Origin of the sequence: Niveispirillum sp. (assembly GCF_017996735.1) — a bacterium.
Taxonomy (GTDB): domain Bacteria; phylum Pseudomonadota; class Alphaproteobacteria; order Azospirillales; family Azospirillaceae; genus Niveispirillum.
This window is the reverse complement of record NZ_JAGOGJ010000181.1, coordinates 1-10,908: the sequence shown is the minus strand read 5'-3', so window position 1 is coordinate 10,908 and position 10,908 is coordinate 1. Positions and strand designations below refer to the sequence as shown.

The 10,908-nt window shown below is 66.6% G+C and carries 7 protein-coding genes; 2 read left to right on the top strand and 5 right to left on the bottom strand.

What is annotated here, in order from left to right; all coding sequences use genetic code 11:
- The 3 genes from KBA48_RS30155 to fdxA form a co-directional block, all read right to left on the bottom strand.
- Nucleotides 1-701: hypothetical protein (locus KBA48_RS30155; RefSeq protein WP_292912390.1), on the bottom strand; the 701-nt coding region annotated here is incomplete at its 3' end.
- A gap of 188 nt (nt 702-889) precedes the next feature.
- Entirely contained in the window at nt 890-1,390 is a 501-nt protein-coding gene (locus KBA48_RS30150; RefSeq protein ID WP_292912389.1) for a CarD family transcriptional regulator, read from the bottom strand.
- Between the two features lie 365 nt (nt 1,391-1,755).
- On the bottom strand, nt 1,756-2,088 hold the full coding sequence (fdxA, locus tag KBA48_RS30145; RefSeq protein ID WP_292912388.1) for a ferredoxin FdxA: 333 nt from the start codon (nt 2,086-2,088) through the stop codon (nt 1,756-1,758).
- 149 nt (nt 2,089-2,237) lie between these two features.
- Here fdxA and KBA48_RS30140 point away from each other — a divergent pair, with 149 nt between their 5' ends.
- The gene (locus KBA48_RS30140) at nt 2,238-2,843 is read left to right on the top strand and encodes a DUF938 domain-containing protein (RefSeq protein WP_292912387.1); all 606 of its coding nucleotides are present in this window, start codon (nt 2,238-2,240) and stop codon (nt 2,841-2,843) included.
- Nucleotides 2,844-2,871: 28 nt separating this feature from the next.
- Here KBA48_RS30140 and KBA48_RS30135 read toward each other — a convergent pair whose 3' ends face one another.
- Together KBA48_RS30135 and KBA48_RS30130 are read right to left on the bottom strand one after the other, a co-directional pair.
- Nucleotides 2,872-7,227 carry a translocation/assembly module TamB domain-containing protein gene (locus KBA48_RS30135; RefSeq protein WP_292912386.1) on the bottom strand — a complete coding sequence of 1,452 codons (4,356 nt, stop codon included), beginning with the start codon at nt 7,225-7,227 and terminating at the stop codon, nt 2,872-2,874.
- 10 nt (nt 7,228-7,237) lie between these two features.
- Nucleotides 7,238-9,052 (bottom strand): autotransporter assembly complex family protein, encoded by a 1,815-nt coding sequence (locus tag KBA48_RS30130; protein ID WP_292912385.1) that lies wholly within the window; start codon nt 9,050-9,052, stop codon nt 7,238-7,240.
- 371 nt (nt 9,053-9,423) lie between these two features.
- On the opposite strand from KBA48_RS30130, the gene typA reads away from it, so the two are divergent.
- A partial coding sequence (gene typA / locus KBA48_RS30125) for a translational GTPase TypA (protein WP_292912384.1) occupies nt 9,424-10,908 on the top strand: 1,485 nt, incomplete at its 3' end.

Below are 10,908 nucleotides of genomic sequence, written 5' to 3'. Positions count from 1 at the left end.
GGCCCATGGGTCGGGTCGTAACCGCGCACCACGCGGCGAAAGCCGTTATAGGGCTCGGCAATGCGGGTGAAGCTGCCGCCGCCCCACCAGAAGATATCGGCCTGCATATGCAGCGGCTTGGCCGGGTCCAGCCCGGCATTGACGAACAGCAGGTCGGTGGGGCTGCCATCGGCGGCGCTGGTATAGGCGCAGCGGCGCACGGCGCTCAGCAGATTGTCATGGCCCGGCGCGGCGCGCAGCGCGGCCCGCAATTCCCCGGTCCAGCGGGCCAGCGTCACGGCGCCATCGCGGGCGGCGGCCAACCCGTGCTGGGGATTGCCGCCATAGGCCGCCAGGGTCGTGTCCAGCCCCTGGCCGATCATCCATTGCAGGACGGCGGCCGGATCGGGGGCGAATTGCAACTGCAACAGCTTGTGCCACATCTCCTCCTGCCCGCCGCGCAGATAGGTGATGTCGGTGACCACCACACCGCGCAGGGCCAGGATATGGCGGCGGAAGGACAGCAATTCCTCCACCGTGTCCCGCACGGCGGCGCCACGGCCAATCATGTTGCCCAGATAGACCAGCCGGTCACCGGGCTGGAACCGCTTGCCCACATCATCATGCAGGGCGGCCAGCCGTGCCGCCTCGCCATGGATGGCCCCCACGGCCCAGACACGGCGGGGACGCCCCAGCAAGGCATATTTGCGATCATCCGACATGGTAACCCGGCAGTAACGTCGCGCGGCCAGTGTAGGACTTGCGGCGGTGCAAAAAAAGGGGCGTTCAACTGGTGAACGCCCCCTACATACTAAATATCCCACAATTTTAACAGCGGCATGCCTGATCTTGTGTGAACTGCTTGCGCGTTCCCCCACATATCGGGCGCCGCCATCCGGCGGGACCTGACTTACGCCGCCTTGCTCAGCACGGCTTCCAGCTTCTCGGTGGCCTTGCGCTCGTCGATCTTTTCGACGACGGCCAGCTCACGGGCCAGACGTTCCAGCGCCGCGTGATAGATCTGGCGTTCGCTGTAGGACTGATCGGACTGATCCTCGCCGCGATACAGGTCGCGCACGACCTCCGCGATGGAAACCGGATCGCCGGAATTGATCTTCGCCTCATATTCCTGGGCGCGGCGGCTCCACATGATGCGCTTGATCTTGCTGGGACCCTGCAGGGTCTCCATGGCGGCCTTGATCCGGTCCTTGGTCGACAGGCGGCGCAGGCCGGAAGCCTTGGCCTTGGCCACCGGAACCTTCAGCGTCATCCGTTCCTTTTCGAACTGGATGGCGTACAGCGTCACGCTCATGTCGGCGATGCTGTGGGTTTCGATCCCGATGATCTGACCCACGCCGTGGGCCGGATACACAACGTGATCCCCGGTGATGAAATCTAGGCTTTCGGACATGTTCGGTTGCTCTCTTCTTCCGCGCGGGCGGCGCGCCACGGGAACAAAAATAACTGATGCCCCGACCGCGCCGGCGGCGGGACCCGTGCTGACGAAACACTGCGATGGCGAAAGCGGTCGGCACATCAAGCCACAATCACGGGCGCCGTGCCGAACCTCGCTCGACCTAATATAGTCGATGTTACGCGAACATGACAGAGGCGGAACGCACTGTTCGCCATTGGTTCCGCGCAAAGCGCGTTATGTCGGTCATGCGCCCATCGCATGGGCATACCGCCGACTTCTTAACCAGCGGTCAAGATTTCTGCCCGTTGGCCGGGACGGCGACAAAGGAAACATCCCGATGTCGCCGTTTTCGACAAGGGTTATTTGCCCGCCTTGGGGCTGAAATGCTTGGCGAACTTGTCCGGCACGCCCTTCCAGGCATCGGCGTCGGGCATTGCATCCTTGCGGCGATTGATCACGGGCCACTGCGCGGAATATTCGCGGTTCATGGCCAGCCACTGTTCGGCGCGCGGATCGGTGTCGGGCAGGATGGCCTCGGCCGGGCATTCCGGCTCGCACACGCCGCAATCGATGCATTCGTCGGGATGGATGACCAGGGTATTCTCACCCTCGTAGAAGCAGTCCACGGGACAGACTTCGACGCAGTCGGTGTACTTGCACTTGATGCAGGCCTCGGTGACGACGTAGGGCATCCCCAAACTCCAACAAACATGCCGCGCGCGACGTGGATCAAACTAGGGGGAGAGGTAGACAATCCACGCACCGCGCGCAACTGCTTCCATGGTATCAGCGGACATGCGCCGGCCAGAGGGCTGGACCCCCGACCTTGGGTGAGGACAGGATGATCGACGAAAAACGCCACGCCCCAGCCACGCTGCGCAACCGCCAGCCGCTGCTGGACGCCCTGCGCCCGCATCTGCCGGCCAGCGGCCTGTTGCTGGAAATCGCCAGCGGCAGCGGGGAGCATGCGATTTTCCTGGCCGAAAACCTGCCAGGCCTGATCTGGCAGCCCAGCGACCGGGATGGAGAGGCGCTGTCCAGCATCCGCGCCTGGATGGCAGACGCGGCCCTGCCCAATATCCGGCCGCCGCTGGCCCTGGATGCGGGGGATCCCGCCGGCTGGCCCGATCTGGCACCCGATGCCATCCTGTGCATCAATATGATCCATATCGCGCCCTGGCCGGCGACGCTGGGCCTGTTCGCGGGTGCCGGCCGGCTGCTGCGGCCCGGCGCACCCCTGTGCCTCTATGGTCCCTACAAAAGGAATGGGCAGCACACGGCCGACAGCAACGCCGCCTTCGACGCCGACCTGCGCGCCCGCAACCCGGAATGGGGCGTGCGCGACCTGGAGGCGGTGGCGGAGGTGGCGGCCCGCCATGGGTTCGACGCACCCGTGGTCATCGACATGCCGGCCAACAACCTGACGGTCGTGTTCCGGCGATCCTAGAGCGCAGTTCCGGTCACCGGAAACGGCTCTAATAATCCCACTGGAACTGCACGCCGACCTTGCTCTCGGTCCCGACCTCGCCACGGGCCTTGATATGGTCGGTGATGCCATATTCCACGGTGGCTTTGCTCTGGCCGGTGCCCAGTTCCTGTTCCACCCCGACATAGATATTGTCGCCGATATAGCGGCCGGCGGCGACTGTGCCGGCGCCGGTCCCGTCCTCGCTGCCCCGGAATTCCAGCCGGTCCACGCCCAGCGAGCGTTTGACATTGTCGACGAAGCCCGGACCGCCGCCGAACAGGCCCGAAAGCTGTGCCGCCGACTGGGCCAGTTGCACGGCCTCCAGCGCCGACAACTGTCCGGCACCCCGGTTGAACAGCAGCCGGGCCAGCACCTCGTCCTCCGGATAGGGGGGCTGGGAAGACAGCTTGACCGTCGGCTTGGACGGGCGGCCCGTGACCGCGACGATGGCGGTCAGGTCGCCGCGTTGGGTGCGTGCTTCCACATCCAGGGACGGATCGAAGGTTCCGTCGCCTAAGAAGGCGATGTTGCTGCGGGTCAGGGTGAAGGTCTGGCCCAGCAGGGCCATTTCGCCCTTTACCAGGGAGACATTGCCCGAGATCAGCGGCGTGTCCGCCGTGCCCCGCACCTTCAGCGAGGCTTTCAGTTCCGCATCCAGCCCCCGCCCGCCGACATAGATCTGGTTGGGCGCCTCCACATCGATATTCAGGCGGATGATGAGGGCGGGCGGAGCCTCTCCCGCCGGCTTGGCATCGGCACTGCTGACGGCGCCGGGCGGGGCGATGCGGCGGGGATGGTTGATCTCCTCCACCTTCACCTCCACCACGGTGGGGGGCAGCTTGTCGGGGATGCGGATATGGGCGTTGGCTACATCCACGCGCCCGGCGATGGTCATGTCGGCCGGCTTGCCGGTGACGGTGATGTCGGCACCCGCCACCGCTTCCACCATGTCGATGCCGGCGATCTTGGCCTTCCTGGCCGTCAGGCGCAGATCGATCTGCTTGTCACCCAGTTCGGGCCGGAACCCGAAGCTGCCGGACAGGGCGACGGTGCCGCCGCCGGGGGTCTTGCCCTCGAACTGTTCGATCGACAGCCCATGCGGGTCACCCTTCAGAACAGCCTGGATATCGGTGACCAGGGTGCCCCATCGCTGGTTCTCATAGCGGGCATTGTTCAGGGTGACGCTGCCCGTCAATTGCCGGGCGGCCAGCGTGCCGCCCAGCGTCAGGTCCAGCACCATCTGCCCGCCCAGCCGGTCGCCCGTGCTGGCCAGCAGGTCGTTGAGCCGGCGCAGGGCCACATTGCCCTCCAGCCGGCCGCTGACCGGCTTGTCGGTCGGCACGGAAATGTTGGTCACGGACCCCTGCATTTCCAGCGGCAGGTCCGCCCGCCCCGACAGGCCCACGCCCGATCCGGCGCTGTCGATACGGGTGACCAGGGCCACGCGGCCCTTCTGCCAATCGGCCGTCAGGGTGGCACCCAGGGGTGACGGTCCTTTCAGCACCTGCGGCGCCAGGGCGAATTCCGACAGCTTCAGGCTCATGGTGCCGCGCGGATCGGTGACAGTGCCCGACAGGCTGGCCGTGCCGTCCAGATAACCATACAGGGTCAGGGTGGGATCGATCAGGCGCACCCAGTTGAGGGGCAGCCGGCTCAGCGACAGGCGACCGCCCAGCCCCTTGGGCGACATGTCCGCCGTCACCTCCACCCGCGCGTCCCCGGCCAGCAGCACCAGCCCCTGCACATTGATCACCCCGTCACCGAAGGCGAGGTTGGCCTGGTTGGCCAGCCGGAATTCCGTGTCGGCATAGGCGCCCGACAGGGTGCCCAGGCCGATCCGGGTGATGCCGTCCTTGGCGCCGGTGGCCAACTGGCCTTCCATGGCCAGACGCACCGGCGCCGACCCGCGCTTGCCCGACAGGTCGAATTTCAGCAATGTGGCCGACAGGGGGCCGCGCGCCGACCCGGTGATCCGGTCCAGGTCCAGGGTGCCGGCATCGATGCCGGTGATGCTGAACCCCGCATCCAGGCTGGGTGCCTTGGCACTGCCGTCCAGGCGGGCCGCCAGATTGATGGCGGCCACCTTCTGCCCGTGCCAGCGGCGCCACAATTCCTTGAAGTCCGCCTTCACATCGGCCGATTGCTGCCCCTTGTCATGCGACAGGGCCACATTGATCGTGCCGTTGCCCCAGACCTCGTCACCCGCGATGAAGGCCAGGATGCCCAGATCGGGCACATTGCCCGTCAACTGTCCCGCGGCCAGCCCGCTGCTGGTATCCAGCGACAGGTCGCCGCTGAAACGGTTCAGGCCGATCACGGCCTCGATCCCGGCCAGCGACAGGGTTGATCCCGACTGGGCAATGTCACTGCCCAGCGCGATACGCTGCCCGTTCAGCTTGGCCTCAAGGTCGAAGCGGCCTGTCGGCGCCTTGGGCACCCCGGCCAGCCGGGCGTCGATACGTGTATCGACCAGCCGCAGGCCATCCACCTCCAGCCCGTCACCCACCACTTCCAGGGTCAGCGCGTCGGCCGACTGGCTTTTCAGCCGGGCGGTGACGGCACCGGCCACGCGCATGCCCAGCGCCGGGGACAGGGGCGACAGGTCCGCCACCTCTGCCACCGCGTCGGCGGCGATGCCATTGGGACCATAGCGACCCTCGCCGCCGATCTTCACCTGCGGATTGTCCACCGACAGGCGGCGCAACACCATGTCCTCACCGATCGCGACATCGGCGAAAATCTCCGTTCTGCCGGTCAGCAGCGGGTCCAGGGCCGCGATGCCGGCCGCCAGTTCCTTGCCCTCGCCCTTCACGACCAGGGACGTTTGCCCGCCTTGCCGGCGCAATGTCCCCTCGGCAGTCAACGACCCGGCCAGTTTCCGGCCCGCCAGACCGGACAGGGGCGACAGATCCTTGGCCGACAGGGTCAGGGCCAGTTCGCCGTCGCGGCCCCAGCCGGTCAGGGAACCGGTGGCCGTGGCGGACAGGGCCGTGCCGATGAAACCAGATTTGGCGATGTCGATGCGGCCCGTGGCGGGGACGATTGTCGCCTCCGCCGCCAGATCGGCATTGGCACCGGTCAGGGCGGCCAGCGGCCCCTTGGCCCCTTCCAACCGCAGGTCGGCGATGATGGACAGGGTCTCCCGCCCCTTGCCCACCAGCTTCACGCCCAGCCGGTCCAGGGTCAGGTCGGGCAGCCCGACAGTGTCCAACGATATGTCGGCGGCCAGTTCCGGCAGTTCCGGCGTGCCGGTCAGGGTCAGGCTGCCGCGCAGGGCGGACAGGGTGGCGGGGGCGGTCAGGGGCGACAGGATGGCGCCGTCCGGCACCTCCACCCAGGCGCCGACATTCAGGGCGCGGGTTTTCAGGTCGAACTGTCCGCCACCGGAAACCGTGCCGGCCGCCATCTTGAAGCCCACGCCGTCCAGCGCCAGCCTGACACCGGGATCGATCAGGCCGCCGGCCCCGATGCGCAGGTCCGGTCCCACCAGGGTCCGGATGGCGGGGGGCAGCAGTGCCTGCATATTGCCCGACAGGTCCAGGCCGAAGGTCAGCTTGTCCCCTGACGGGCGGATGCGGAACTCCGCCCTGGCGTCGGCCGCGTCCCCGGCCTTGGCCGTGGCGGTGCCCGTCCATTCGGTCAGCGGCCCGTCGCCCTTCAGCGTCAGGGTCACGGGCGGCCGGCCGGGAATGTCCAGCAGTTCGGCGATCAGGCCGTTGCCCTGTTCCAGCGCCTCCGCCGCCAGGGTCAGGCGGCGGCCCGGCACATATTCGCCCGACACGGTCAGGGTGCCCGGATGATCGTCGATCCGTTTCACATCCAGCGAACCCGCGCCGCCCAGGGCGCCCGACGGCAGCCTTGCCTGCCCCGTGGCGCTGATCACTGCCGGGCTGCCGCCCAGCAGATCGGCCCCCAGCGTCACCCGGTCCAGCACCAGCCGCGACAGGGTGACGGCGATGGGCAGGCGGGGCAGCCCCTGTTTGGCGTTGGGATCTTCGGAGGGCAGGGGCTGGCGCACCACATCGATGGTGGCCGCCGACAGCGTGTCGATGCTGGCCGTGCGGGACAACAGATCCCAGGGGTTCCAGGCCAGATGCGCACCCGTGACGGTCAGCCAGACCCCATCGGCATCGGCCAGGGTGACGCGGGCCAGACGCAGGTCGAAAAGCGACCCGTCCGCCCCCTCGATCACCAGCCCGTCGACATTGGTCCGCGCCTGGTCCAGCACGAAATCGCGCCCTGACGGCGTGGCCAGCCAGATGCCGGCCGACACGGCCAGCAGCAGCACCAGCGTCACAAGCCCGGCCAGCCCGGCGGCGATCCAGGTGACGACAGGGCGGATGCGGCTGTTCGGTTCCGTCATTCCCGCCCCCTCAGAATGCCTGGCCGATGGAGATATAGAACTGGAACGCCTTGTCCCCATCGCGCTTGTTCAGCGGGACCGCCACATCCAGCCGGATTGGGCCGATCACGGTATGGTAACGCCCGCCGATGCCGGCGGCATAGCGCAGCCCCTGGCCCAGCTTGGGATATTCGGTGGTATAGACATTGCCGGCATCGACGAAGGGGACCACGGCGATATTCTCCGTCACCTTCACCCGCATTTCGGCCGACAGTTCCAGCAGCGATACGCCGCCCAGCGGTTCACCATTGCTGTCGCGTGGCCCCACCTCCTGATAGCCATAGCCGCGGATGGACCCGCCGCCGCCCGCAAAGAAGCGCTTGTCGGCCGGCACGTCCAGCAGACCGCCGCCGATGACGGCGCCATAGACGCCGCGCAGGGCGCCGACATACCAGCCATCATCCTTGAAATCGAAATAGGTCCGCCCCTCCACCCGCGCGATGGTGAAGCTGTTGCTGTCACCGAAGGCCGCCAGATAGGGGGTTACGGCGCCCGCCAGCCGGAAGCCCTGCGTGGGGTTCAGCAGGTCGTTCGATTTGTCCCAGGTGATGGCAAAGGGCACGCCCACCAGCGTGTTTTTTGTGGTCTGGGTGCTTTCCTCGATATGCGACTGTTCGGCCGTCACGCCCAGGCTGGCCTTCAAGCCCTTGGCCAGCTTGCGTTCCACGGCACCGGTCAGGACCAGGGCCTGGCGGCGATAGGCATCGGGCCGTTCCGACAGCGCTTCCGCCGACAGGTTCAGTGACTGGTTGCGCGACAGGAAATCCGGCTGCTGATAGGTGCCGGCCAGACGATAATCGAACTCGCTGGCATTGGTCTCGCCGCGCCGGGAAATGCCGGCGACCGAGGCATCGACACGCAGCTTCTCGGCATTGCCCATCAGGTTGCGGTCGCCCCAATAGGCATTGGCCCCGAATCCATCCTCTGTCCCGTAATCGGCGCCGAACCCGACATAATTCATCTCACGCTCAGCCAGATCGACCAGGACGGGGGCCTTGTCATCTTCCGTCGGCTGATCCGCCAGACGCAGCCGGACGGAGGAAAAGACCCCCAGATCGGCCAGGGCCTGACGCCCTTCCTCCATGGTGGCGGGGTGGTATTGCATGCCCTCGCGCCAGGGCAGGCGACGGCGGGCCGCGCGTTCCGACACCTCGTCCAGCCCGTTGAAGGTGATCGCGCCGAACGCGACCTTGGGACCGGGATCGACCAGATAGGTGACATCCATGCCCTGGGTGGCATGATCGACCACCAGCTTGCGATCCAGCAGCCGGGCATAGGCATAGCCCCGTTCCGCAAGGCGCGGCAGGATGCGGCCTTCGGCATCGACCACGTCCGGCGCGCGGGCCGGCGATCCGATGGCCAGACCCAGCGCTTCGGGCGCCGGCGCGCCATCGGGCAGGGCGGCACCATTGGGACCCGACAGGTGGACGGCGCTCACCTTGTACCGCGCCCCTTCCTCCACCAGGATCAGCACCTTGGCCGGCACCACATCCACGTCGATCTCGGCATTGACGATGGCGTCGTAGAAGCCTTCGGACCGCAGGGCGGCACGGAACCGCTCCAGGTCGGCATCCGCGCGGCGGCCCAGACCGATGGGCGATGGCGGCGGCTCCGCCTTCAACTCCACCAGGCTCGACACCTCGTGCAGCAGGCGCGACAGGTTGGGATGATCCTCCACACCCTGGATCACCACCTCATACTTCGTTTCCTGGGCAAGGACGGGCAGCGTAGCCAGGGTGGCCACCGTCGCCGACAACATCCATTTCCGCCACGTGCCTTGGGTCATTATCCTCCCCCGGTTGCCGTCATGGTGGCATGGCGCGGGGTCTGCTTTCCAGGGGTAAGCGGACGGCGCTTTGGTGTTAGGCCATGGGGCAGGGCGGGATTGGCCGCCTTGTCTATAACGTCAATCCGGACGGGGTCTTACAGGATCGTTAATGCGACGGGGCCAAACGCAGGGCTGCCCCCTTTTCCGCGCCCTACCCGACGCGGCGCGAAACGATTATATTGCGCCGCGATAGAGCCCGGCCACCCTTGTTTCCGCCTGTTCAGGCGGCCTGACAGGGTGGCCGGGCGTTTTTCATGCGCGAACCCCGATCCGGCGGACATAGTCATTGGGCGGCGCGCGACCAGCACCAGGCACGCAGGACCGTACCCATGCAATTGCGCAATATCGCCATCATCGCCCACGTCGACCATGGCAAGACCACCCTCGTCGACATGCTGCTGAAGCAGTCCGGCACTTTCCGTGAAAACCAGCAGGTCGCCGAACGTGCGATGGACAGCAACGACCTGGAGCGTGAGCGCGGCATCACGATCCTGGCCAAGTGCACCTCCGTCGTCTGGAACGACGTGCGCATCAACATCGTCGACACGCCCGGCCACGCCGATTTCGGCGGTGAGGTGGAGCGTATCCTCAACATGGTGGACGGTGTCTGCCTGCTGGTGGATAGCGCCGAAGGCCCGCTGCCGCAGACCAAGTTCGTGCTGGGCAAGGCCCTGAAGCTGGGCATGCGCCCCATGGTCGTCGTCAACAAGATCGACCGCCAGGACGCCCGCCCCGACGAAGTGCATAACGAGATTTTCGACCTGTTCGCCTCGCTGGACGCCAGCGACGAGCAGTTGGACTTCCCCACCCTGTTCGCCTCGGGCCGCAACGGTTGGGCTGTCACCAGCCTGAATGACGAGCGCAAGGATCTGACGCCGCTGTTCGAGCTGATCGTCAATCACGTTCCGGCCCCCAAGGTCGACAGCGTCGATGCGCCGTTCACCATGCTGGCCACCACCCTGGAAGCCAATCCGTATCTGGGCCGCATCCTGACGGGCCGCATCCAGTCCGGCCGCATCAAGACCAACATGTCGATCAAGTCGCTGTCCCGCGACGGCAAGCTGATCGAGCAGGGCCGTGCGTCGAAGGTCCTGGCCTTCCGTGGCCTCGAGCGCGTGCCGGTGGAAGAGGCGCAGGCGGGTGACATCGTCGCCATCGCCGGTCTGGTGAAGACCACCGTCGCCGACAGCATCGTCGACATGAGCGTGGATCAAGCCCTGCCGGCCCAGCCGATCGATCCGCCGACGCTGGCCATGACCTTCTCGGTCAATGACTCACCCCTGGCCGGCCGTGAAGGCGACAAGGTCACCAGCCGCATGATCCGCGACCGTCTGCTGCGCGAAGCCGAAGGCAATGTCGCGCTGCGCATCCGTGAGACGGAAAATGCCGACGCGTTCGAAGTGGCCGGCCGTGGTGAATTGCAGCTCGGCATCTTGATCGAAACCATGCGTCGTGAAGGGTTCGAGCTGTCGATCTCCCGTCCGCGCGTGGTGATGAAGACCGACGCCGCCAGCGGCCAGCGTCTGGAGCCGATCGAAGAAGTCGTCGTCGACGTGGACGAGGAATTCTCCGGCGTCGTGGTCCAGAAGATCGCCGAGCGTAAGGGCGAGATGCTGGAAATGCGTCCGTCGGGCGCCGGCAAGGTCCGTCTGGTGTTCCATGTGCCGTCGCGTGGCCTGATCGGCTATCAGGGCGAGTTCCTGACCGACACGCGTGGTACCGGCGTCATCAACCGCTTGTTCCACGACTACGCCCCGTACAAGGGCCCGATCCCCGGCCGCCGCAACGGTGTGCTGATCTCCAACGCCGAGGGC

Excerpts from the sequence above, each read along its gene's own strand:
- fdxA (WP_292912388.1), bottom strand. The coding sequence starts at position 2,088 with ATGCCCTACGTCGTCACCGAGGCCTGCATCAAGTGCAAGTACACCGAC.
- KBA48_RS30130 (WP_292912385.1), bottom strand. The coding sequence starts at position 9,052 with ATGACCCAAGGCACGTGGCGGAAATGGATGTTGTCGGCGACGGTGGCC.
- KBA48_RS30150 (WP_292912389.1), bottom strand. The coding sequence starts at position 1,390 with ATGTCCGAAAGCCTAGATTTCATCACCGGGGATCACGTTGTGTATCCG.
- KBA48_RS30135 (WP_292912386.1), bottom strand. The coding sequence starts at position 7,227 with ATGACGGAACCGAACAGCCGCATCCGCCCTGTCGTCACCTGGATCGCC.
- KBA48_RS30140 (WP_292912387.1), top strand. The coding sequence starts at position 2,238 with ATGATCGACGAAAAACGCCACGCCCCAGCCACGCTGCGCAACCGCCAG.